The 23,610-nt window shown below is 39.7% G+C and carries 18 protein-coding genes; 12 read left to right on the forward strand and 6 right to left on the reverse strand.

What is annotated here, in order from left to right:
• Positions 1-7 precede the first annotated feature (7 nt).
• Positions 8-3,505 (reverse strand): hybrid sensor histidine kinase/response regulator, encoded by a 3,498-nt coding sequence (locus F985_RS20935; protein WP_004704981.1) that lies wholly within the window; start codon positions 3,503-3,505, stop codon positions 8-10.
• Between the two features lie 183 nt (positions 3,506-3,688).
• On the opposite strand from F985_RS20935, the gene F985_RS20940 reads away from it, so the two are divergent.
• The 4 genes from F985_RS20940 (at position 3,689) to F985_RS20955 (ending at position 8,735) form a co-directional block, all read left to right on the forward strand.
• Positions 3,689-4,021 (forward strand): DUF485 domain-containing protein, encoded by a 333-nt coding sequence (locus tag F985_RS20940; protein WP_000372818.1) that lies wholly within the window; start codon positions 3,689-3,691, stop codon positions 4,019-4,021.
• 1 nt (position 4,022) lies between these two features.
• Positions 4,023-5,738, forward strand: a complete 1,716-nt coding sequence (locus tag F985_RS20945; protein WP_004704982.1) for a cation acetate symporter — start codon at positions 4,023-4,025, stop codon at positions 5,736-5,738.
• Positions 5,739-5,908: 170 nt separating this feature from the next.
• The gene (locus tag F985_RS20950) at positions 5,909-6,601 is read left to right on the forward strand and encodes an ion channel (RefSeq protein WP_004704983.1); all 693 of its coding nucleotides are present in this window, start codon (positions 5,909-5,911) and stop codon (positions 6,599-6,601) included.
• 166 nt (positions 6,602-6,767) lie between these two features.
• Entirely contained in the window at positions 6,768-8,735 is a 1,968-nt protein-coding gene (locus F985_RS20955; protein WP_004704984.1) for a BCCT family transporter, read from the forward strand.
• A 58-nt stretch (positions 8,736-8,793) separates the two neighbouring features.
• On the opposite strand, the gene omp33-36 is transcribed toward F985_RS20955, so the two are convergent.
• The gene (gene omp33-36 / locus F985_RS20960; RefSeq protein WP_004704985.1) at positions 8,794-9,696 is read right to left on the reverse strand and encodes a porin Omp33-36; all 903 of its coding nucleotides are present in this window, start codon (positions 9,694-9,696) and stop codon (positions 8,794-8,796) included.
• A 996-nt stretch (positions 9,697-10,692) separates the two neighbouring features.
• Between omp33-36 and F985_RS20965 the strand changes: the two genes are divergently transcribed.
• The gene (locus F985_RS20965) at positions 10,693-12,399 is read left to right on the forward strand and encodes a GGDEF domain-containing protein (RefSeq protein WP_004704987.1); all 1,707 of its coding nucleotides are present in this window, start codon (positions 10,693-10,695) and stop codon (positions 12,397-12,399) included.
• A gap of 37 nt (positions 12,400-12,436) precedes the next feature.
• Here F985_RS20965 and uvrA read toward each other — a convergent pair whose 3' ends face one another.
• Positions 12,437-15,268, reverse strand: coding sequence for an excinuclease ABC subunit UvrA (gene uvrA, locus F985_RS20970; protein ID WP_004704989.1), 2,832 nt, complete (start codon positions 15,266-15,268; stop codon positions 12,437-12,439).
• A 297-nt stretch (positions 15,269-15,565) separates the two neighbouring features.
• On the opposite strand from uvrA, the gene F985_RS20975 reads away from it, so the two are divergent.
• From F985_RS20975 to F985_RS20990, 4 genes are all read left to right on the forward strand, one after another.
• Positions 15,566-16,168 carry a TetR/AcrR family transcriptional regulator gene (locus tag F985_RS20975; RefSeq protein ID WP_004704991.1) on the forward strand — a complete coding sequence of 201 codons (603 nt, stop codon included), beginning with the start codon at positions 15,566-15,568 and terminating at the stop codon, positions 16,166-16,168.
• A gap of 3 nt (positions 16,169-16,171) precedes the next feature.
• Positions 16,172-17,149 carry a zinc-binding dehydrogenase gene (locus F985_RS20980; RefSeq protein WP_004704993.1) on the forward strand — a complete coding sequence of 326 codons (978 nt, stop codon included), beginning with the start codon at positions 16,172-16,174 and terminating at the stop codon, positions 17,147-17,149.
• A 65-nt stretch (positions 17,150-17,214) separates the two neighbouring features.
• Positions 17,215-17,568: a DUF1304 domain-containing protein gene (locus F985_RS20985; RefSeq protein ID WP_002053763.1), complete on the forward strand. Its 354-nt coding sequence runs from the start codon at positions 17,215-17,217 to the stop codon at positions 17,566-17,568.
• Between the two features lie 52 nt (positions 17,569-17,620).
• Complete coding sequence (locus tag F985_RS20990; protein WP_004704995.1) at positions 17,621-17,962, forward strand: GlpM family protein; 342 nt, start codon at positions 17,621-17,623, stop codon at positions 17,960-17,962.
• 43 nt (positions 17,963-18,005) lie between these two features.
• On the opposite strand, the gene F985_RS20995 is transcribed toward F985_RS20990, so the two are convergent.
• The 3 genes from F985_RS20995 to tenA all read right to left on the reverse strand — a co-directional run bounded on the left by F985_RS20995 (position 18,006) and on the right by tenA (position 20,026).
• On the reverse strand, positions 18,006-18,812 hold the full coding sequence (locus F985_RS20995) for an SDR family NAD(P)-dependent oxidoreductase (RefSeq protein WP_004704997.1): 807 nt from the start codon (positions 18,810-18,812) through the stop codon (positions 18,006-18,008).
• 103 nt (positions 18,813-18,915) lie between these two features.
• Positions 18,916-19,287, reverse strand: coding sequence for a MerR family transcriptional regulator (locus tag F985_RS21000; protein ID WP_004704999.1), 372 nt, complete (start codon positions 19,285-19,287; stop codon positions 18,916-18,918).
• A 64-nt stretch (positions 19,288-19,351) separates the two neighbouring features.
• Positions 19,352-20,026 carry a thiaminase II gene (gene tenA / locus F985_RS21005; protein WP_004705001.1) on the reverse strand — a complete coding sequence of 225 codons (675 nt, stop codon included), beginning with the start codon at positions 20,024-20,026 and terminating at the stop codon, positions 19,352-19,354.
• Between the two features lie 262 nt (positions 20,027-20,288).
• Between tenA and F985_RS21010 the strand changes: the two genes are divergently transcribed.
• From F985_RS21010 to ssb, 3 genes are all read left to right on the forward strand, one after another.
• Entirely contained in the window at positions 20,289-21,371 is a 1,083-nt protein-coding gene (locus F985_RS21010) for a DUF475 domain-containing protein (RefSeq protein ID WP_004705003.1), read from the forward strand.
• 146 nt (positions 21,372-21,517) lie between these two features.
• Positions 21,518-22,882, forward strand: coding sequence for an MFS transporter (locus F985_RS21015; protein WP_004705005.1), 1,365 nt, complete (start codon positions 21,518-21,520; stop codon positions 22,880-22,882).
• Between the two features lie 50 nt (positions 22,883-22,932).
• On the forward strand, positions 22,933-23,520 hold the full coding sequence (gene ssb, locus F985_RS21020; protein ID WP_004705007.1) for a single-stranded DNA-binding protein: 588 nt from the start codon (positions 22,933-22,935) through the stop codon (positions 23,518-23,520).
• Positions 23,521-23,610 lie beyond the last annotated feature (90 nt).

A 23,610-nucleotide genomic window follows, 5' to 3' on the forward strand; every position in this document is an offset into this window, starting at 1 on the left:
AAAATAATTAGTCAGCTGTGTTGGCAATTTTAAGTCCAGATAACCAAGCTCTTAATGAGGCAGGTTTAAGTGGTTTCTTCAGTAAAACGATATTTAATTCTTTTAATTGCTGTGGTAACTCAGGATGAGAGTCAGCAGTAATTAAAGCAACTGGAACATCGTGTTGACGATTTTGATTAATAAAATCAACACCAAGTTGATTGTTATTTAAGTGTTGGTCGATGAGCCAAACCTGAATATTCTCTTTTTGAATAATGTCTAAAGCCTGTTCAGGTTCAGTAGCTTTGAATACCTGATAACCCCATCGCCCTAATAAACTACTCATACCCTCTAAAATCGTTTCGTCATTATCTAAGCACAAAATACGGTACGCTTTGGTTTTTAAAGGCACAGCTTGTACAGCTGGTGTTGTAACTTTTGGTGGCTCGACAATAGGTACCTCAATCATAAAGCATGAGCCTTTGCCCAACTCTGAGTAAACGTGAACTGGGTAATTGAGCAAGCCAGTCATACGTTGTACGATCGCAAGCCCTAGTCCTAAGCCTTGTTCACCCCAAGGTGATAAATGCCCACAACGTTCAAATTCTTGGAACAGCTTAACTCGTTGTTCTTCGGCAATACCAGGGCCAGTATCCCAAACGCCAATTCGAATATGATTCGGCTGCTGTGCAGAACGGAGCACACCTACGACTACTCGGCCTTTGGCGGTGTAGCGTAAGGCATTGCTGACAAAGTTTTGAATAATACGACGAATCCACTGTGGGTCGGTATCAATCCAGAACGATACATCATGAACTTTCAATGAAATGTTCCGCTGAGCAGCAATCGATTTAAACTGCAACTCAAGGTCACTGAGTAAATCATGCAAAGGATAAGGCTGTCTTTTTGGCTGGATACTGCCACCTTCTAAACGAGCAATATCGAGCAGGGCAGACAGCATACTTTCGGCACCATAGAGTGCTCGGTCAAGTTGTTGTAAGGTTTGGCGTTCTTCTTCTGTCGAAATACTTTGCTCAAGAACAGTACTAAACAGACGAGCAGCGTGCATGGGTTGTAAAAGATCGTGGCTTGCCGCGGCAATAAATCGACTCTTGGACATATTGGCCATATCGGCTTGCTCACGTGCAAGTTGTTGCTCAGATAAAGCATCAGCAAGCTGTTGAGTTCGGTCTTTTACGCGAGCTTCAAGTACGGCTTCGTTCGCACGGAAAGCGGTAATATCAGCAAATGTGGTGACAAAGCCACCGCCTGAAATTGGGTTACCTCGCATTTGAATTACGCGGCCGTCTTTACGGATACGTTCAAACTCATGAGCGCTGCCGACTTTCATCCAGTGAAGACGTTTGCGCACATGTTCTTCGACTGAACCGGGACCACATTCGCCACGTTCAGCGTTATAACGAATTAGGTCGGCAATAGGACAGCCCACATAAACAAGGTCTTTTGGATAGCCAAATAGTTTTAAATATTGATTGTTCCACGCGACCAAACACATATTTTTATCAACTACACTCACCCCTTGGGTCATGTGGTCAATCATGGTCATAAGTAGGTTCTGATTAAAGCGTTGCCATTGTGAGGCTTGGTCTAAAATATTAGCGACTTGGCCTAAAGCGAGGCCGTTATTGATCATTGCTGTGGTTAGCAAGGTACGTGCAGAAGCTGCACCGATAATACCTGCTAGATATTGCTCAGTAAAACGCCACCACATGCCATTGGCAATCGTATTTGGATTGAGTGTGAGATGGTTTTGCTCACAAAAGTTCTCGAATGCTTGTGTGGTTGGCTGCTCACCTGTAATTCTTTTGGCTAAGGCAAATAGATCACCCACTTTTAAGCGAGCTGCGTCATGTGGAAGGTAAGTTAAATCGGTAGAGGTATGCGGTGAAGGTAAAGGCTTGGTTTCATAATAAAAAAAGCTTTCTGCCTGAATTTGTTCTGCCACACTTGGTCGATAAATTTTTGAAATCCAGATGTATAACAGAATATTTAAACCGAGCGACCAAATCACGCCATGAGTTAAAGGAGCAAATGACTCAAAACCAAAAAGTGACTCTGGACGTAAAGCATTTATGCCAAATGGGCCGAAGAGCAAAATACTTTGTGCAGTTTCCTGATAGGCTTCTGGTAAGCTACGTAATATGGTTGGAAAGAGTAAGGTGTAACTCCACATTAAAAATCCAACGATGAGACCTGCATAAACTCCTTGACGACTTCCACCTCGCCAATACAGCCCACCAATCAGTGCAGGTGCAAACTGAGCTACAGCACTAAATGCCAATAATCCAAATACTGAAAGCTGGTTAATATCATTAAAGAAATGGAAAAATAAGAAGCCGAGTAGCATTACTGCGACAATACTAATACGACGGCTGAACTTTAGAACTTTAGGTAAATGTTTGTCGTGACGCGACAGCAATTTAAAACGCCATAAGGCAGGCATAATCAAATCGTTACTGAGCATGATAGACAATGCAACTGATGACACCAATAACATACCTGTCGAGGCTGAAAAGCCGCCCAAAAAGGCCAATAAAGCGAGCCACTCTTGGTTATAACTTAAAGGTAAGGACAGCACAGCCACATCGGGTACGGTCAGGAATTTTGGTGCAGCATGCAAAGCCCAACTTGCGATTGGAATAATCGCAAGAATAGTCAAAATGAGATAAACCGCGAACCACTTACGAGCACCACGAATATGCTTTTCATCGCGTAGTTCAACCACTGCCACGTGGAACTGACGTGGTAAACAAATAATCGCTAAGCCTGCCAGCAAAGTTTGAATCCAGAAAGTTTCAGGGACACCAAAGAGCTGTACTTCCTGAAAAGTCTGATTCACATCAGAGGTCATTTGGCTCAGGTTAGCTGGTGATTCAAAAATAAAAAATAAAGCCACACACAATAAGGCAAATAACTTCACGAACGATTCAAATGCAACAGCAAGCATAAGGCCGCCATGTTGTTCCGTGTTTGCAATTTGCCGTGTACCAAAAATCATGGCCAAAATTGCGAGTACACTGGTGAGCAATAACACGCTATTGGTAGTGGTATGAATGTGCGAGTTTTGCTCCATAATGACAGAAGTACTTAAAGCAATGGCACGGAGCTGTAATGCGAGGTAAGGAATAATCGCGATAACGGCAAGAATAGTCACTAACGAGGCGAGTACACCACTTTTACCATAGCGTGCTGCGACAAAGTCAGCGATCGAGGAAATCGCATGGTGCTGACGAACTCGGCCTAAACGCCGCCAGATGTCATAACCAAACCAGACAAATAAAAGTGGCCCTAAATAAATAGGTAGGAAGATAACGCCTTCTCGAACGGCAGCGCCAGTTGCGCCATAAAATGTCCATGAAGAGCAGTAAACACCTAAAGTTAAACTAAATAAAAACATGCGGCCACGTGTGCCGAGACGACTGGCATGCTTCTCACCAAAAAAAGCACAAACAAATAAAAGCGCAATATAAAGAGTGAGAACCCCAATAATCAGCCAGCTGTTCATATGACCTACGTAAGTGAAACCTTGTGTCTATCATAACCTATGCCGAAACAAAGCTATAAATTGATTAAATTTTAACGACCAAAGTCTAAGTTACGACTAAGCTGGAATCTTGCTAACTTTAATTATGAAAAAATACATTAAAAAAAAGTGACCAAGGTTGGGCACTAGGTAAGGAGTTTGGTTATGGATCAGAGCCAAGTAGAACAGATTCTACGCAATCCAAAGTTTCAAAAAATGGTCAAGAAAAAAAGTGCATTAAGCTGGACGCTCACAATCATCATGTTAGTGCTATATGTGGGCTTTATGCTACTTGTGGGCTACAACAAAGAATTTTTGATGAGTTCCTTTAGTGGTGGTGTAACGACATGGGGTATCCCGCTAGGTTTAGGAATTATTGTTTTATCTTTCCTACTCTGTGGTGTCTATTCCTATATCGCAAATAATACCCTTGACCAATTGAGTGAAGAAGCGTTGAAGGAAGTTGAAGCCATCACGCACGAGAAAGGACTACACTAATATGAAATGGAATTCATTAAAAGCGAAAGCCCTAATGGGTGCAGCATCGCTATATTCAACTGTTGCTATGGCAAGCCCAGACTTAGGTGAAGCAGAGCAACAAGCAACCAACTGGCATGCCATTATCATGTTTGTCATCTTTGTTGGTTTCACACTGTTCATTACTAAATGGGCTGCAAAACAAACTCAATCAGCACAAGACTTCTATACTGCGGGTGGGGGAATTAGTGGTTTCCAAAATGGTTTGGCGATTGCAGGTGACTATATGTCAGCGGCGTCATTCCTTGGTATTTCCGCAATGGTGTTTAGCTCTGGTTTTGATGGCTTGCTTTATTCACTCGGATTTATGGTCGGTTGGCCAATCGTTTTATTCTTGGTGGCAGAGCGCTTACGTAACCTCGGTAAATATAACCTTTCCGATGTCGTGTCATTCCGCCTTGAAGAAAAACCAGTTCGTACTTTAGCTGCTTTTAGCTCACTTGTTGTTGTCGCGTTTTACTTAATTGCGCAAATGGTAGGTGCAGGTCAGCTCATCAAATTGCTATTTGGTTTGAACTACAACATTGCGGTTGTCATCGTTGGTCTCTTAATGATGGCATATGTAATTTTTGGTGGCATGTTAGCAACCACGTGGGTACAAATCATTAAAGCAGTGATGTTACTGAGCGGTGCGACCTTCATGGCATTTATGGTTATGAAAGCAGTTGGATTTAGTTTCAGCAACATGTTTACCCAATCAATTGAAGTATTTAGTAAAGTTCATAGCATCAGCTTTGAAGACGCTTCTAAAATTATGGGTCCGGGTAAACTTGCAGCAAACCCAATTGATGCCTTATCTCTTGGTTTAGCACTCATGTTTGGTACAGCAGGTCTTCCACATATTCTTATGCGTTTCTTCACCGTGAAAGATGCAAAAGAAGCGCGTAAGTCGGTTGTAGTTGCAACAGGTTTCATTGGTTACTTCTATCTTTTAACTTTCATTATTGGTTTTGGTGCGATCCTGTTCGTATCAAACAACCCACAGTTCCTTGATGTTGCAAAAATGGCTATGACAGGCAAGCTTGAGCTTGTTGGTGGTAACAACATGGCAGCCGTGCATTTAAGTGACGCTTTAGGCGGTGACTTATTCATGGGCTTCATTTCAGCGGTAGCGTTTGCAACGATTCTTGCTGTTGTTGCTGGTTTAACACTTTCAGGTGCATCTGCAATTTCGCATGACTTATACGCTAACGTATTTAAGAAAGGTCAAACGACTCCAGCTTCTGAACTCCGTATGTCAAAAATTGCAACACTTGGTTTAGCAATCTTTGCCATGATTTTGGGTATCTTGTTTGAAAAGCAAAACGTAGCGTTCATGGTGGGCTTAGCGTTCTCTGTAGCGTGTTGTGCAAACTTCCCAGTACTTGTGCTTTCAATGTTCTGGAAAGGTTTAACCACTCGTGGTGCAGTAATTGGTGGAGTGGTTGGTTTAGTAACCGCAGTTGTACTGATTATCTTATCTAAAGCAGTTTGGGTAGATACGTTAAAAATCTCTGATACACCAATCAACCCATTCAACGGTCCTGCATTATTTGCTATGCCACTGTCATTCCTTTGCTGCTGGTTCTTCTCCGTGACTGATAACTCAGCACGTGCGAAAAAAGAACGTGCTGCTTTCGATGCACAATATGTACGTTCAATGACAGGTATTGGTGCTTCTGGTGCATCAGATCACTAAAATCAAAACGTATTAAATATTTCATAAAAAGCCCTGCGGGGCTTTTTTTGTTTCTCCGATATAGTTATTAATAAGAAGCTCCTTAATAAAGAACAACTTGTTTATCCTATTTTTTGTACAGTATGATTTTCTATAATTCAAAACATAACGAAAAAACGGAAAATAATTAAATGCGATCTATCATCGAGTTCTGGGCAAGCTTTCGATTGCTGCCTTCAGCATGGTTGCTGTTTGTGCAATTCATTTTACTTATTTTGGCCATGCTGACTTTTGATAATGAGGCATATAGAACCTTCACTTGGGCGTTGGGAGTTCTCGCTTTACTTATTATTGCTAAGGTTATTCGTCAAACCCCGATGTTTACTTTTTTAGGACTCACATTTGTAAGTGGAGCAATTCTATCTTCAGCATTTATTTTATTAGGCTATGGCAATTTAACGATCCAAATTTTTGCCCATACTTGTGAAGCTTTAGCTTATTTTTCGGCAGCTTATGGCTTGTTTCGTTATATGTTTGCCGACAGATATTTAACACGAGATGAACTCTTTGCAGCCGCAGCTGTTTTTACCTTAATCGCTTGGGGTTTTGCGTTTTTATACAACATTTGTCAGCTATTAATTCCCAATAGCTTTCAAAATCCAAACCATGTCCATCATATACAAACCTGGCTAGATTTACTGTTTTTAAGCTTTAGTTTGCAGTCAGCAACAGGGCTGTCCGACTTAATGCCTCTTAGCCCACCAGCACGTGTTTTAGCAATGCTACAAATGTTTTGTGGGGTGATGTATCTAGCACTTATCGTTACGCGTTTAATTGCATTACAGTACATCTCACATGCACCCAAAAAGAATTCTGATAAATAAAGAAGGAGGTGTTTCAATTTATTTACACCTTTGTAACTGCAATATTCTTTAAGTTTATTTAAAGTATTATCAGCTTTCTCTATTGAAAGATATAGCTTTATTCATTCCTGAATGTCTTTATTGGCTTTATGCCTGTCATTTTCATTAAAAATAACATGGAGGATTTATGCCTTCCAAACAAACGAGTTGGTTCGCAAATGTTAATCCCAATGTCTTTTTGGGTACGGTCATCATTATTGCTTTGTTCTTGGCAGTAGTTGTGATTGCTCCGAGTTCTTTCGAACTTCTAACGCAGCATTTAAAACAGTGGATCACTGATTCATTTAGCTGGTTTTATGTTTTATCGGTTGCTTTCTTTCTTATTCTGCTCATTTATATTGCCTGTTCTTCGATTGGACGAATTAAATTAGGGCCTGACCATAGCCAGCCTGAATATGGTAACGGTTCATGGTTTGCCATGCTGTTTACTGCGGGTATGGGTATTGGCTTAATGTTTTTTGGTGTTGCTGAACCTGTCATGCATTATGTCAATCCACCAAGTGGAGATGCACAGACCATTGATGCAGCCCAGCAAGCCTTACGTGTGACTTTTTTCCACTGGGGCTTAGATGCGTGGGCAATTTATGCAGTGGTCGGTTTAGCATTAGCATATTTTGCTTATCGTCATAATTTACCCCTAAAGACCCGTTCTGCTCTTTATCCACTCATTGGTAAAAAGATTTATGGACCTTGGGGTGACAGCATTGATATCTTTGCGACCATTGGTACCGTATTTGGTGTAGCGACTTCTCTGGGTTTTGGTGTTACTCAAATTAACTCTGGTTTACATTATTTACTCGGTATAGAGCAAAGCACTCATATTCAAGTTTTGCTCATTATTTTTGTGAGTATTTTAGCTTCATTATCTGTGTTCTTAGGACTTGATAAAGGGGTCAAACGTTTATCAGAGCTAAACTTAGTTTTAGCCTTAATCTTATTAGTATTTGTTTTTATCGCTGGGCCTAGTATTTATTTACTGCAAACTACTATTCAAAACACGGGTCAGTATATTTCTAACCTATTTACCATGACATTCAATTTATATGCCTATCAGCCAAATGGATGGATTGGGGGATGGACTATTTTATATTGGGCTTGGTGGATTTCATGGTCACCATTTGTGGGTATGTTTATCGCAAGGGTTTCACGTGGACGTACTATCCGTGAATTTATTGTAGGTGTTCTACTTATTCCGACCGGTTTTACCATTATCTGGATGGGTTTTTTAGGAAATGCTGCATTATTTAGTATTATTCAGGAACATCAAACCACTCTCATTCAGGCTGTTCAGCAAGACTCTTCAGTTGCATTATTTGAATTTTTAGGACACTTACCTTGGTCTGGTGTCATGAATATTATTGCAACAATATTAGTTATTCTTTTCTTTGTAACTTCGGCTGACTCTGGTGCGCTGGTTACTGATTACTTAACAGCAAAAACTGATAACTCACCGACGTGGCAACGTTTGTTTTGGACAGTACTCATGGCAGTGCTGGCTATTATTTTACTTTTAGCAGGTGGACTTGCTGCATTGCAGTCTTCAATCATTATGAGTGCATTACCATTTACTGTGGTCATGCTTTTAATGAGCTGGGGATTAATAAAAGCTTTGCATCTTGATGTCACGAAAATGCAAGCAATTCAGGAAGCTAGAATTACCCCACGTGCAATTCATAATCCGAGAAGTTGGCAGCAACGTTTAGGCCTAATCATGCACTATCCACATAGTGAAGAAGAGGTTAAGCAATATATTGAAAAGCAAGTTTATAGTGCTTTTGAAAATATTAAGCATGAGTTTAAGCGTCGTCACCTTGAGGTATCGATTAGTGAAGTTGAAGATGGTATGCAACTTCGAGTGGATCACCATCATGAAATTAATTTTATTTATAAAGTTGTTTCACGTGAAACAGTACCACCAAGTTTTTTAATTGGGCGTACAGAAGCTGAAGACGGGCAATATTTCCAAGCCGAGGTATTTTTGAGAGAGGGCGGACAAAACTATGATGTAATGGACTGGACTCAAGAAGATTTGATTCAGGATATTATTGACCAGTATGAGCGTCATTTACATTTCTTAAATATCGTACGAAGTTAACAACCATAAAAAAAGGACTCGATAGAGTCCTTTTTTTGAATTCAATTTCTAAATTAAATTAGAAGCGGAATTTAGCATTTAAGCCGATAGTTTGAGTATCGTTGCTTGCATTTTTAACGTCAGCTTTCATGTAAGACGCACCAACAGCTACTGCTGGAGTGATGAAGTAGTTTACGTTACCACCCCAAGCTTGGCGGAATTCACCAAGGTCGTTACCTTTGATGTTTGCTACGCCGTCGTTACCGATGAATGCAGCACCAACGCTTAACTTAGGAGTTAAGTAAAGGTCAGTTTTTAAACCGTATTGGTTTTCTTGACCGAAAGCACCAGCAGCTTCAAAACCGATTGCCATGTTAGTTCCGTCGATTGGACCTACATATTTAGCACGAGCTGTAACAGCATCTTGATCGTTTTGGATTGCAGCAGTTTGGTTAACAGCAGAGTAGATACCGTTGCTGATGATACCGAAGTTATCTAAAGCGAATTGATTAGCAACGCTTGTATAACCAACAGTCATCAAGAAGTTAGGTAACAACATTGCACCAACTTCTAATGCATAACGGTCGCCTTGGTCATCACGAGAAATCGCGTTTTTACCATCAACGTCAGTGTGGTTATAAGTAGCGCTAGCATATACAGGAAGGTAAGGAGTTGGAACGTATGCCTCACCTTTAACACCGTATGTACCTACACGGTAGTTTAAGCCGTTGTTTTGGTCATATTGTTGGTAGCTGTAACCTAAAGACACGCTAGAAGCTTGGTTCAAGAAAGCTGCTTCAGCTAAAGGACCTTTAGTGGTATCAACATTTTTTAAGTAGTATGTACCAGCAACGTCACCAGTGAAGTTTTTATCGTTTGCAGTTGTGTCAACATATTCAGATTGACCTTGAACTTCAAATTGATAAGCATGAGCACCGGTCATGGCTAATAATACAGCAGTGGCTAAACCAAGTTTTTTCATAATCATTTCCAGCGTTAACAAGAGATAAAGCTGGGGTCATTGTATTGTAACAATTTATGAAGTCAATAATAGTTGAATTGTAATGTTAAGGAAATTTGACACTTATGTTAAAAATGGTTAAATAACCATCAATCGAATTGGTTTATGTCAACCAACTAAAAAAATTAGCATTAACAAGAAGCTAAACCTTAAGCTTCATATGGATTTAGCATCAAATGATTTAAAAATAATTACATTTATAATTGGAAAAAATGATTTTATTAATCGGTTTTAACGTTAACTAATGTGTCGATTTGCTTATTAAATAACCACTCAAATATTGTTCTTGTTTCAGTTTTTATAAATTTTGAGTAATGGTTAACACTATTTTGATAAGTTTATCTAAATAATCTATCTATTTTGAATTATTATATAATTGAATAAGGCAAAAAAAATACGTTTTTAAATCAAAAAAACGATTAAAAAATTAATTCTGATCAATTTAATCAACTTTACAAAATTAGAGATAAGTCACACAATTCAATTGCAAAGTTTACTATCTAACATTTTTAAAGTTAGTAAGACTTTACCAGATACGATGTGGCATCACATCAGACTTTACGAGCTCAGCTTTCCCCAAGGTTGAGCTTTTTTTTATCTATAAGAAAACATTAATATTTGTTAAAAAAATTACATGAAATTTAACGTTTTTTCTTTGTATAAAAATAAATCCAATTTAATGTTGGGTTTCTGATGTTTGGAGAGCCATTTAACAACAAAAGCAGGTTTTTATAGAATTATGAAGCTTACTGTATTTGTAAAATAGAGATTTAATATAGTCATTCCATCATTTACATATTCGATGAGATATTTTATGAAATGTAAAGATGACGCCCTTAATCATATTACCTGAGCTTTGTTGCTGAACTTCTGTTCAGTAAAGTGCTAGGATGAGCATTACTTACTTCATTCTTTAGCAGTGATTATGGTAGGACATTTACGGAGTACCAACTAGAAATGTCAGGATTACGTTCAGAACATATCAGTAATCGACTATTTTTCTTTATGTTGGTCATTATTCTGTCGTTACTGTTTATGGCTGCGCCTCTTATTGTCAGTAGCTATCAAGAATATTTAAAAACCAAACAAGCTTTGATTGAAATCAAAAGCTTAAAATTAATTGCTGAAGTTGCAAATAAAGTATCAAAAGAACGTGCACCAGCAAATAAATTAATGTCGAGTAACTCTGCTGACTTTCTAAAAAACCAAAAGAATTTAAAACAATATCGTCTTACTGTCGATCAACAAATTGATGAAACGATTCGAGTTTTAAGAGAAGAGGGCTATTCGGATTTAGCTGATATTTTAAATACTAAATTTAAGAGTGACTTAAAGCGCGCACGTACAGTTGTAGATGATTATGTTGCTACCCCCCAGCAGGCGAGAACTTCCGAAAAGCTTGATAATGCAATTTTAGCGATGTTTGGTGCTTGGGATAGCTGCCGAGATGTGTTGCAAAAGCTGATGTTACAGTTAAAAAGTAAAGACAGCCAAATTAATAACTATTTTACTTTGATTGTTGTATTAACCGATATGCGGGATCAGGCTGGTCGCACTGCATCCAATGTTATTGCACCGATCACGTTTAAAGAAACGATTCCTAATGACAATCGGGCCCGTTCTTTGCAGACTCAACAACAGGCGCGATATTTATGGGCGCTTGTAGACACATTACAGTCTGAACAGGCCAAGACTCAAGAATATCATCGTCTTTATTCAAGAGTTAAAACTGAGTTTTTGGATAAAGGCGTGCCTATTGTTGGTCAGCTTTTAGATGAAAGCCAAAAACATGAGGCTTATCACTTAACAGCTAATCAACTTACCGACCATATTGTTGGTAAATTTACGACCGTTATTGATTTACAAAAGTTTCTACTTAATAAGAGTGTCTCAATTGCGGTTCAAGAGAAATACTTAGCAAAAAAGAAATTCTTTCTGACTTTGCTTATTTCGAGCATATCTTTAGCGGCTGCTTTACTCACTTTAATTTATGCAAAGAGAAGAGTCTTTGAACCTCTTATTCAAGCGCGTACTTTAATTCTTGAGTTGTCTCAGAGTACAGACTATCCAGTAGATGATTTGAACTCTAAAAAGGGTGAGTTTATTTCACTGTTTGAGGCAATTGATCGTTTGCAAAAAATGCTTAAGCAAAGAGATGCATTTGAATTTCAACTTAAAAATATAGCCAATACAGATCCTTTAACTGGTGTATCTAATCGTTTGGCTCTAGCTGAATATTTAAAAATTGTTGAGAGTTATCCAAATAAGTTTTCAAAAACCTGTTTGATGATTATTGATATAGATCGCTTTAAAGATGTGAATGATCAATATGGTCATATTGTAGGTGATCAAGTCATTAGCCGTATTGCAGATCAGTTAAAAGCGAATGTGCGTGCTTCAGATTTAATTGTTCGTTATGGTGGTGATGAGTTCTTAATCTTGTTAGAGCAGATACCGTTTTTAGATGCCCGTCTATTGGCAGAAAAAATTCGTATTGCGATTTCTTTAGAAGGAATTGATTTATCTGGCTCGGATGAAAAATTGCATATCTCTGTCAGTATTGGTTTTGCGATAGGAGCGACAAGCTGGATGGAGCTATTAGAAAAAGCAGATCGTTCACTTTTAAGAGCTAAAGCTCGGGGGCGAAATGTCGTAGAGGGATAAAAAAGCCAGAAACTAATTTCCGGCTTTTTTAAATTTCTTACTTCAACATCGGTTTCAAGAAACGACCCGTATGGGAAATCTCAACCTCAGCCACTTGCTCAGGTGTGCCTTCGGCAATGATCATACCGCCACCTGAACCACCTTCAGGACCTAAGTCCACAACCCAGTCCGCTGTTTTAATCACATCAAGGTTATGTTCAATTACGACAATGGTATTACCCTTGTTACGTAGCTCATGCAAAATATCGAGCAACTTGGCAATATCATGGAAATGTAGACCTGTTGTTGGTTCATCCAAGATATATAAAGTTTTACCCGTATCTCGTTTAGCTAACTCACGTGCGAGTTTTACACGTTGGGCTTCACCACCAGAAAGTGTAGTTGCAGCCTGACCTAAACGAATATAGCCTAAGCCCACCTGAGTTAAGGTTTCTAAGCGGCGGTGGATGACTGGAATGGCACTAAAGAATTCAGCAGCATCTTCAACCGTCATTTCTAAAACATCAGAAATGTTTTTGCCTTTATAGCCGACTTCAAGCGTTTCACGGTTATAACGTTTGCCATGACAGGCATCGCAAGGCACATACATATCTGGTAAGAAGTGCATTGCGACCTTAATCATGCCGTCGCCTTCACAGGCTTCACAGCGTCCGCCTTTCACGTTAAACGAGAAACGGCCTGCACTATAACCACGAGCTTTCGCTTCTGGCGTTTGAGCAAATAACTCACGGATTGGTGTAAATAACCCTGTATATGTTGCAGGGTTAGAACGTGGCGTACGTCCAATCGGGCTTTGGTCAATATCAACGACTTTATCTAGATGTTGTAGACCATCAATTGAGTCGAACTTTTCAGCCGTTAAAGTCGTTGCACCGTTGAGCTGTGTTGCAGCCAATGGAAGCAAAGTACGGTTGATTAGTGTTGATTTACCCGAACCTGAAACACCAGTCACACAGGTCATAATGCCAAGTGGAATGGTTAAATCGACATTTTTTAAGTTGTGGCCTGCTGCACCTGAAAGTTTGATGACTTCATCTGGACGTGGCGATTCAGTACGTTTTTTTGGCACTTCAATTTTGAGTTTGCCAGAAAGGTATTGTCCTGTGAGTGAGTCGGCATGTTCAGCCAATTCATCATAAGTTCCTTCAGCAATAATCACACCACCATGTACACCCGCACCCGGCCCGATATCAATAATATGGTCGGCTGCACGAATGGCATCTTCATCGTGTTCAACAACTAATACCGTGTTGCCTAAATCACGTAAGCGAATCAGGGTTTGTAATAAACGATCGTTATCACGTTGATGCAAACCAATAGATGGTTCATCGAGTACATACATGACGCCCATTAAACCTGCACCAATTTGTGAGGCTAAACGGATACGTTGTGCTTCACCACCCGATAACGTTTCGGCAGAACGAGCTAAACTTAAATAGTTAAGTCCAACACTCACCAAGAAATGTAAACGTTCACGAATCTCTTTAAAGATTTTATCGGCGATTTCACCTTTAGCACCTTCAAGGTTTAAATCTTGATAGTAACTTTCGGCATCGCCAATTGACATGCGGGTAATGTCAGCAATAGTTTTGTCTTTTACACGAACATGGCGTGAAATTTCATTTAGACGTGAGCCATCACATGCATCACACGCTGCATTAGAGAGATATTGAGCTAAATCATCACGTACATAGTTACTTTCAGTTTCACGGTAACGACGTTCAAGGTGCGGCAAAATTCCTTCAAAAGGTTGCACGCGATTATGTTTACGACCACGTTCATCTATATAGCTTAAATCGATTTTTTCTTTACCAGTGCCTTGTAAGAATTTCTTTTGAGTGTCTTTATCTAACTGGTTCCAAGGCGTATCAAGTTGAAAACCAAAATGGTCTGCAACTTTTTGTAGCATTGAATAGTAATATGGACGTTGACGATCCCATCCACGAATAGCTCCTTCACTAATTGCGAGATCAGGATTTGGAATGAGCTTTTCAGAGCTGAAGTGGCTACGTGTACCTAAGCCATCACAAACAGGGCAGGCACCGAACGGGTTGTTAAATGAAAACAAACGTGGCTCAAGCTCTGCCACAGCACGGTCACATTCAGGGCATGAGTGTTTTGCAGAAAAAACACGATCTGGGTGTTCGCCATTCATCCACGATAAAACAGCAATATCGCCACCTAAACGAAGTGCGGTTTCAAATGATTCAGCAATACGGTTGCCTAAGTCATCACGCACTTTAAAACGGTCAACCACAACTTCGATGGTGTGCTTTTTCTTTTTGTCGAGTTCTGGTGGCGTATCAATATCAATGATTTCACCATCTACACGCGCCCGTACAAAACCTTGGCCTTGTAGTTGTTCGAACAGGTTACTGTATTCACCTTTACGTTCACGAACCACTGGGGCAAGTAACATGAGTGCTGTGCCTTCCTCAAGGTTTTTTACCGCATCGACCATTTCAGAAACGGTTTGCGCAACCATCGGCAAGTCGTGTTCAGGGCAATATGGTGTACCAACACGTGCATAAAGCAAACGTAAATAGTCATAAATTTCGGTAATCGTACCCACCGTTGAACGTGGGTTATGACTAGTAGATTTTTGCTCAATGGCAATTGCTGGGGACAAACCTTCAATCGAGTCGACTTCAGGCTTTTCCATTTGCGATAAAAACTGGCGGGCATACGCTGAAAGCGATTCGACGTAACGGCGCTGTCCTTCGGCGTACAAGGTATCGAAGGCAAGAGAAGATTTTCCTGAACCTGATAGCCCCGTAATCACCACAAATTTGTCGCGTGGAATATCGAGTGACACATTTTTTAAGTTATGGGTACGTGCGCCTCGAATACGGATATGACTTTGGCTCATAAAACATCTCAATTATGTATTGATGAAAATTTAGGTGTTGTTTGATTAGTCACAGGGAGATATGGCTATTTATAAACAACAGACCCTATATATGATAACGATTTAAAATTGTTCAAGTGCTACAAAATGATTTAAAGCGACAAATTGTGACGGTTAAACGACAATCGACAAAATTTGTTTAAATAAGCAGATTGTATTTTTAACACTCCTCGTTCTACATTTCTACTCTCAACAAAATTTTAACGCGTAACATAATTTCACTAGACGACTGGTCTATTAGAGGAGTATGGTACATGCATGAAACGATTAAACAAAAGCGAAAGCACGCGACAACACATTTTAGATACCAGCTTTGAGCTGGTATTACACAAAGGTTTTGTCGGTGTCGGTTTGCAAGAAATTTTAAAGGCTTGTGACGTACCTAAAGGTTCGTTCTATCACTACTTTGCTTCGAAAGAGGCATTCGGTTGTGCGTTGCTCGAGCAATACATGGCTGACTATAAAGTTAGAGTAGAACAACTTTGGCAGCACAGTGAGCAAAGTGCTCATGCGCGGTTAATGGCGTTATGGAAGGCATGGATTGATGATCCGGTAAATGGTAGCTGGGCTGAAAACTGTCTGATTGTGAAACTGGCAGCAGAGGTTTCTGACTTATCAGAAGATATGCGCCAAATTCTGAATGACGGTGTGCACAAACTAACGCAACGTTTGGCTTTGCTACTCAAAGATGGGCAACAAGAAGGGTCAATTCCAAAACACATTGAGCCTTTAAAAACTGCGCAAGTTATGTATCAGTTATGGTTAGGTGCTGCTTTACTCACAAAATTGTCGCAAGACAAAGCACATTTACACCTAGCCTTAGAAACCACCCAACAACTCTTAAAACCGATAGAGGAATAAAGCATGCGAAGTATTATCCATCGTAATTTTGGCGAACCTGTAGACGTTTTAGAGCAGGCAGATATGCCAAAGCCAGAACCAAAAGCAGGCGAAGTGCGTATTAAAACCATCATGTCTCCAATTCATAATCATGATGTATGGACAGTACGTGGAAGCTATGGCTACAAGCCGACATTACCTGCGATTGGTGGTAGTGAAGGCGTTGGTATTGTTGATGCCTTGGGTGAAGGTGTTACTCATGTACAAGTAGGGCAGCGTATTGCAGTTGCGGCTGTACATGGAAGTTGGGCTGAATACTTTATTGCACCAGCTCAAGGCCTTATTCCTTTAAATAATGAAATTGATGATGAGACAGCAGCACAGCTGATTGGTATGCCAATTAGTGCTCTCATGTTATTGGACTTTGTAAATGTTCAACCGGGTCAATGGCTCATTCAAAACACGGCGAACGGTGCAGTCGGTAAAACAGTTGCGATGATTGCTCAGGCACGTGGTTTATCTGTGATTAATCTGGTTCGTCGTACGGATGCAATTGCAGAAATGCAGGCATTAGGCATTCAACATGTTGTTGCGACCGATCAACCTAACTGGAAAGAACAAGTTAAACAGATTCACGGTGACCAACCTCTGATTGCTGGTGTAGATTCGATTGGTGGAACCGCAAGTGGTGAAATGCTGCACTTACTCAGTGAAAATAGCTTGCTCGTTTCGTTTGGCAGTATGACTGGCGAAACCATGCAGATTTCATCGGGCGATTTGATTTTCAAACAAGCAACAGTAAAAGGGTTCTGGGCGAGTGTGGTCAATAAAGAAATGCCAGCAGAACGTAAAAAGGAACTGATTGTTGAGTTATTAACACTAGCGACTCAGAAAAAATTAATTCTACCTGTAGAAGGTGTGTTTAGTTTTGATGAGATTAAAACAGCTGCCCAAAGAGCAACGGAAGGTGCTCGACAAGGCAAAGTATTATTAAAGCCGTAACACACTAAAAGATCAGTCGAGAGACTGGTCTTTTTTCATATCTTTAAAATAAAAAGGAAAACTATATGATCGGACAAATATTCATTGCGCTTATCGCGATATTACATGTCTATATTTTAGTGTTAGAGATGTTTTTGTGGGACAAGCCTTATGGCATGAAAGCCTTTGGAAATAATGCTGAAAAAGCAAAACTCACCAAAGTGATGGCACAGAACCAAGGTCTTTATAATGGCTTTTTAGCGGCGGGTTTATTTTGGTCTTTATTGGCTGATGCACCGTTTGCGACATCAATTGCCAACTTCTTTTTAGGCTGTGTACTGATTGCAGGTATTTATGGTGGGCTGACTGCCAGTAAAAAGATTATTTATATTCAGGCAGTTCCTGCATTGATTGCTTTAGTCGCTGTTAATTTTCTTTAAAAAGCGCAAAATACAGCGTTTTGAAATGGAAATGATCAGGTAGGATCGGCACATGTGGGCGTTATTTTTAAAATGTATGTTGGGGGCTGGGGTTGTCCTCATTATTTCGATTTTATCGAAAAGTAAGGCATTTTATATTGCAGGTTTAGTCCCACTTTTTCCTACCTTTGCTTTGATTGCTCATGTGATTGTCTATCAGCAAAAAGGAGCCGAAGCATTACAAAAAACGGCTCTATTTGGTCTATGGTCACTTATTCCTTATGCCATTTATTTAGTGGCTGTTTATATGCTCGCAACACGCATGTCGATGTGGTCGTGTCTAGGGTTGGCAACCCTTTGTTGGGTGGTCGCTGCGGCAGGTTTAATTTATGGCTGGCAGCTATTTCAGCATTAAAAGATTAAGAGAAATCCCTTAATCTTTTAAATTGAAGCATTTTTTATGACTGCTCAACAATACGCGTTCTGAGCATACCTTCGACTAAATTAATCATTTTTTTGCGGGAAAGAATGCGGGGCAATTGAGACGTCAAATAGTTGCTACATCCCACCACTACTGTTGCTTTATTTTTATCTAACGCTCTAACTGTTGCAGAGACAACGTCATCTACCGTAGAGCTTTTCATTCCACTGGTATCAGCATTTGCGACCTGAGTAAAATTGGTTTCGGTATTGCCTGGGCAAACAGCGATAAACTTAACACCCGAAGTGCCATATTCCCCTGCAAGTGCTTCAGTAAACTGCAAAACATAAGATTTAGTTGCGCCGTAAACAGCAATATAAGGGAGAGGTTGGAAGGCACCTGTCGACGAAATATTAATCATGATGCCTTTTTTGTTCGAAAGCATATGTGGCAAAAACAGATAACATAAAGACGTTACACTGCTGATGTTAAGTGTAATCATTTCTTGATAGGTAGAAATCGATTGATCAAGGAACTTGGTCCATTTTCCAAACCCTGCGTTGTTAATTAAAATTTCTACCGATAATTTTCTTGCCTGTACTTCATTAAATAAGGTCTGAGCTGAATTGGGTTGAGCTAAATCTAAAACAATCACCTCAACATTTACACTATACTTTTTTCTTAGTTCATCGGCTAAATCATTTAGTTTTTGTTCGGAGCGTGCTGTTAAAATCAGATGGATTCCTAAAGATGCAATTTTTTTAGCATACGCTTTACCTATTCCTGAAGATGCTCCTGTTATTAATGCTGTTGAATTTTTAAATGTAGAAAGATGAGCGCTCATTTTATTTATCCGTAATACATGAAGTCCTTACGATAAACCTTGTCCCTAAGGGCAGAGTCAAGCGCTAAATTCAAAAGCTATTTTTAGATTTTTATGCATCATTTTAAGCAGAAATTTTACTGGTAATATAAGTTTCAATAATCTCATCTTCCAGTTGTTTTAAATCTAGTTGCAAACGATTTAATGCTTCTTTTTGTTCAATAATTTGTTGATTCTTTTTTTGAATAAGCTGCTGCGCAATTTCTACTGGAAAGCGATTATTTTTATATTTTAAAGCTGACAACTCATAAAGCTCAGAAAGGCTAAATCCGACTGCTTGTGCAAGGCGAATCATCTTAACTGATTTGACATCAATCTCTTCATAAATACGATAATTGCCTTTTCTTTTTGCGACTGGTAGTAAGCCTAATTTTTCATAATGCCGAATGGCTTTAGGAGTGGCTCCAGTTAAAGATGCTAATTCGCCGATATACATACTTATCTCGCATTTTATTAAGAATCGATCAGGTATGAATACACTGATCGATTCTTTTAAAGTTTTAAATGTGATCTAAACCTAACCATTGTCTTTGATGGTAAGCACTGTCCCAAAATAACCACTCAAGTTTTGCACCCATTGTGTAGGCGGCATGCATTTTTTCTAATGTGTCAGCATCACAACGTGCTGCGACTTTGTCTACAGTCGCAATCACATTACGAACAGCCGTATGGAACTCTTCGCCAGCATAGGTATCAACCCATGCTTGGTAAGGATTATTAGCAACTGATTTGCTTACAATATCTTTACCAACTTCAGCGTAAATCCAGAAACAAGGTAAAAGTGCAGCAAGTACAACAGGGTAGCTCTCTGACCAAGCCGTTGCGGTTAAAAATGAAGTGTAATGATGGCCTGCCAAGGTTAATGGTGTATTTTGAAATTCTTCTTTGGTTACGCCAAAGTTTTTCATGAAGTCATCATGCAAGCTACGTTCAACCACAATTGCGATTTTTGCGGCATCAGAAAACTGCATAATATCGTCAGCATCAAAGGCTTTGGCTGCGGCAACAGCAAGTACACGCCCATACGCCACTAAATATTGAGCATCTTGAATAACATAATGACAAAATGCTTCTTTATCTAAAGTACCGCTAGCAAGTTCCTGATTAAAAGGCAGGTCGAGAATTTTTTGATATAAATTTAAATTACGTTGCCAGAGTTCTTGAGAAAAAAGCATAAATTCATTCCATTTAAAATAAGACAGCTGAACCAGATTTTAAATCAATTTTAAAATACAAAAATAATAATAATAGATATATCGAAAGAAAATATTTAATACGATTAACCAGTTAATTAAGAATTATAAATTTCTTTATTAAACAGAGGGATAAAGTAAAGAGAATAACGGCACAAAACAACATCGTTTTGTGATTAATTATCGATATAATAACCGCGGTTTTAAGAAAGATTAAATTTAGTTCTTGGTATAGGTCTGATCCATGAAGCATTTCCGATTTTCGATATTTTTTACGGTGGTGTGTTTAGCACTATCCGCGTATTGGGGTTTTACCCATGGGCCTGAAGCTGGCGTGTCTACCATGCTTAAAGCTTTAACCATTACCGCAATTTTAGCTGTAATGGAGGTTTCTTTATCTTTTGACAATGCTGTCGTGAATGCATCGGTTTTGCGTAATTGGGATCCGTTCTGGAAAATGATCTTTTTAACGGTGGGTATTTTAATCGCCGTTTTTGGTATGCGTTTGATTTTCCCTGTTGTGATTGTTGCAGTAACCGCAGATATGGGGGTAATTGAAGTTGCAAAACTGGCACTCAATGATCCGAAAACTTATTCTGAGCGCTTAATGGCACACCACGCTGAAATTTCAGCTTTTGGTGGAACATTCCTGTTGTTGGTTTTCCTAAACTTCTTCTTCGATGACGGAAAAGAAACGCATTGGTTTAGATGGCTTGAATCTAAACTTACGAGTTTGGCTAGCGTACCAGCAATGTCAGTATTCCTTGCTTTAATCGCTTTAATTGTGATGGCAGGTTATGTAGATGATCATCAACGTTTAGCCGTGACCATGGCCGGTATTTGGGGCATTGTGGTTTATATTGGTGTTGAAGTATTAAGTCACTTGCTAGGTGGTGAGCCTGAAATTGATGAAAATGGTAATGCTGTATTACAAGATGGCTCGGGTGCTGCGTCTGGTGTGGTTAAAGCTGGTTTAGGCGGTTTCTTATATCTTGAAGTATTAGATGCATCATTTAGTTTTGACGGTGTGATTGGTGCATTTGCAATTACCAGCGATGTTGTTGTGATTATGCTGGGTCTTGCGATTGGTGCTATTTTTGTTCGTTCAATGACTGTTTATCTTGTTGAAAAAGGTACGCTAGATGCTTACGTGTTTTTGGAACATGGTGCGCATTACGCAATTGGTGCTTTAGCATTCATTATGATTGCAAGCGGTACAGGTGTGCATGTACCTGAAGTGGTCACAGGTTTAATCGGTGTAGCGTTTATTGTGTGGGCTGTCATTGCTTCAATTCAATATACCAAGCGCGAGCAAGAGTCGCCTTAAGCTAATTTTCAGTAAAGTTCGATATTATAAAGAGGCTAAATGCCTCTTTATTTTTTTAAGCCGAAATCGTTATTTTAAATCATCTCTCCCGTATTTTTAGAAACGAATCGGCTTATAATTTGCCTAGTTTGATAACGTGTATTGATATGATGAATGCTTTGGAACGCCGCTCAACTTTTGCTTTAAGTAGTATTTTTGCGCTACGCATGTTGGGTTTGTTCATGATTATTCCTGTCTTCTCTGTAGTCGGGCAGTCATATCAATATGCGACTCCGGCACTTATTGGTTTGGCCGTAGGTGTATATGGTCTAAGTCAGGCGATTTTACAAATTCCATTTAGCTTGCTGGCTGACCGTTTTAGCCGCAAACCGCTTGTAGTCTTTGGCTTATTGCTTTTTGCTATTGGTGGTGCAATTGCGGGTTTATCTGACACGATTTATGGCGTCATTATTGGCCGTGCCATCGCTGGTGCTGGTGCGGTTTCGGCAGTGGTCATGGCACTTTTAGCTGATGTGACGCGTGAAGAGCAGCGTACTAAAGCCATGGCTGCTATGGGCATGAGTATTGGTTTATCTTTTGTTGTCGCGTTTAGCCTTGGGCCTTGGCTCACAAGTCTTGTCGGTATTTCTGGTCTATTCTTTGTGACCACAATTATGGGTTTAATCGCGATTTCGATGCTATTGCTTGTACCTAAAGTGACTCGTCACCATCGTAATTATCAGCAAGGTTATATGGCGCAGCTTAAGCAAGTCATTCAAATGGGTGATTTAAACCGTTTACACGTTTCGGTTTTTGCATTGCATTTATTGCTGACAGCCATGTTTATTTATGTGCCTTCACAGCTTATCGAGTTTGCGCATATTCCTCTGGCGAGCCACGGCTTGGTGTATTTGCCACTGTTGGTGATTAGTTTATTTTTTGCATTTCCGAGCATTATCATCGCTGAAAAATATCGCAAAATGCGAGGCATTTTCTTAACAGCAATTACAGGTATTATTGTGGGGTTGCTGCTTCTCATATTTGGTTATCAGTCTAAATATGTCTTGCTCGCAGGCTTAGGTATTTTCTTTATTGCCTTTAATGTAATGGAAGCTTTATTGCCTTCTTGGTTGTCAAAGTCAGCTCCAATCCAGTCAAAAGCTACCGCCATGGGTGTAAATGCCAGTAGCCAGTTCTTAGGTGCTTTTTTTGGTGGCACGCTAGGTGGTCAATTATTGATGTTACATAATACTGCGATTGGATGGAGTGTCTTAGCAGGGATTGCTATAATATGGCTGCTAATTAGTTTTGGTTTAGCTCAGCCGCGGTATCTGTCATCTATTGTGTTGCCATTACCGCAAGTGCAACAGGTGAATGAGTGGACCACACAGCTATTGGCAATTCGTGGTATTGAAGAAGTTGTGGTGATGCCTGACCAGCAGGTTGCTTATATTAAAGTCGATAAACAGACTCTTGATGATGCTGCACGACGTGATTTAACGCAGTTGTTTGGTAAAGAGGTAGCCATTTAAGCATAACTCTTATAAAGTAAAACATAGAAATTATAGGATGAAGACAGCTAATGCGTGGTGTAAATAAGGTTATTTTGGTTGGTACTTTGGGTCGTGATCCTGAAACAAAAACTTTTCCAAATGGGGGGTCGTTGACCCAATTTTCGATCGCGACAAGTGAATCTTGGACTGATAAAAATACAGGTGAACGTAAAGAACAAACAGAATGGCACCGTATTGTTTTGCATAACCGTTTAGGGGAAATTGCTCAGCAGTTTTTACGTAAAGGTTCTAAGGTTTACATTGAAGGTTCATTACGTACACGTCAATGGACAGATCAAAATGGCCAAGAGCGTTATACGACAGAAATCCGTGGCGACCAGATGCAAATGTTAGATGCTCGTCAACAAGGTGAACAAGGTTTCGCTGGCGGTAATGATTTTAATCAACCACGTTTTAACGCACCTCAACAAGGTGGCGGTTATCAAAATAATAACAACCAAGGTGGCGGCTACGGTCAAAACAATGGCGGTGGTTATGGTGGTCAAGGTGGTTTCGGTAATGGTGGCAACAGCCCGCAAGGTGGTGGTTTTGCTCCTAAAGCGCCGCAACAACCAGCGTCTGCACCAGCTGATTTAGACGACGATTTACCGTTCTGACACACCCTAGAGACTATGTTTTGTAAAGTTTATTAAATTATTCTTTATTAGTAGTTAGTTACAAATAAAATTTACAGATACTAGAAATGG

The organism is Acinetobacter seifertii, assembly GCF_000368065.1.
Classification (GTDB): Bacteria; Pseudomonadota; Gammaproteobacteria; order Pseudomonadales; family Moraxellaceae; genus Acinetobacter; species Acinetobacter seifertii.

What these genes read in the sequence shown, in the direction of transcription:
- F985_RS20935 (WP_004704981.1), bottom strand. Translation starts at nt 3,505, where the DNA reads ATGAACAGCTGGCTGATTATTGGGGTTCTCACTCTTTATATTGCGCTT.
- F985_RS20940 (WP_000372818.1), top strand. Translation starts at nt 3,689, where the DNA reads ATGGATCAGAGCCAAGTAGAACAGATTCTACGCAATCCAAAGTTTCAA.
- F985_RS20945 (WP_004704982.1), top strand. Translation starts at nt 4,023, where the DNA reads ATGAAATGGAATTCATTAAAAGCGAAAGCCCTAATGGGTGCAGCATCG.
- F985_RS20950 (WP_004704983.1), top strand. Translation starts at nt 5,909, where the DNA reads ATGCGATCTATCATCGAGTTCTGGGCAAGCTTTCGATTGCTGCCTTCA.
- F985_RS20955 (WP_004704984.1), top strand. Translation starts at nt 6,768, where the DNA reads ATGCCTTCCAAACAAACGAGTTGGTTCGCAAATGTTAATCCCAATGTC.
- omp33-36 (WP_004704985.1), bottom strand. Translation starts at nt 9,696, where the DNA reads ATGAAAAAACTTGGTTTAGCCACTGCTGTATTATTAGCCATGACCGGT.
- F985_RS20965 (WP_004704987.1), top strand. Translation starts at nt 10,693, where the DNA reads ATGTCAGGATTACGTTCAGAACATATCAGTAATCGACTATTTTTCTTT.
- uvrA (WP_004704989.1), bottom strand. Translation starts at nt 15,268, where the DNA reads ATGAGCCAAAGTCATATCCGTATTCGAGGCGCACGTACCCATAACTTA.
- F985_RS20975 (WP_004704991.1), top strand. Translation starts at nt 15,566, where the DNA reads ATGAAACGATTAAACAAAAGCGAAAGCACGCGACAACACATTTTAGAT.
- F985_RS20980 (WP_004704993.1), top strand. Translation starts at nt 16,172, where the DNA reads ATGCGAAGTATTATCCATCGTAATTTTGGCGAACCTGTAGACGTTTTA.
- F985_RS20985 (WP_002053763.1), top strand. Translation starts at nt 17,215, where the DNA reads ATGATCGGACAAATATTCATTGCGCTTATCGCGATATTACATGTCTAT.
- F985_RS20990 (WP_004704995.1), top strand. Translation starts at nt 17,621, where the DNA reads ATGTGGGCGTTATTTTTAAAATGTATGTTGGGGGCTGGGGTTGTCCTC.
- F985_RS20995 (WP_004704997.1), bottom strand. Translation starts at nt 18,812, where the DNA reads ATGAGCGCTCATCTTTCTACATTTAAAAATTCAACAGCATTAATAACA.
- F985_RS21000 (WP_004704999.1), bottom strand. Translation starts at nt 19,287, where the DNA reads ATGTATATCGGCGAATTAGCATCTTTAACTGGAGCCACTCCTAAAGCC.
- tenA (WP_004705001.1), bottom strand. Translation starts at nt 20,026, where the DNA reads ATGCTTTTTTCTCAAGAACTCTGGCAACGTAATTTAAATTTATATCAA.
- F985_RS21010 (WP_004705003.1), top strand. Translation starts at nt 20,289, where the DNA reads ATGAAGCATTTCCGATTTTCGATATTTTTTACGGTGGTGTGTTTAGCA.
- F985_RS21015 (WP_004705005.1), top strand. Translation starts at nt 21,518, where the DNA reads ATGATGAATGCTTTGGAACGCCGCTCAACTTTTGCTTTAAGTAGTATT.
- ssb (WP_004705007.1), top strand. Translation starts at nt 22,933, where the DNA reads ATGCGTGGTGTAAATAAGGTTATTTTGGTTGGTACTTTGGGTCGTGAT.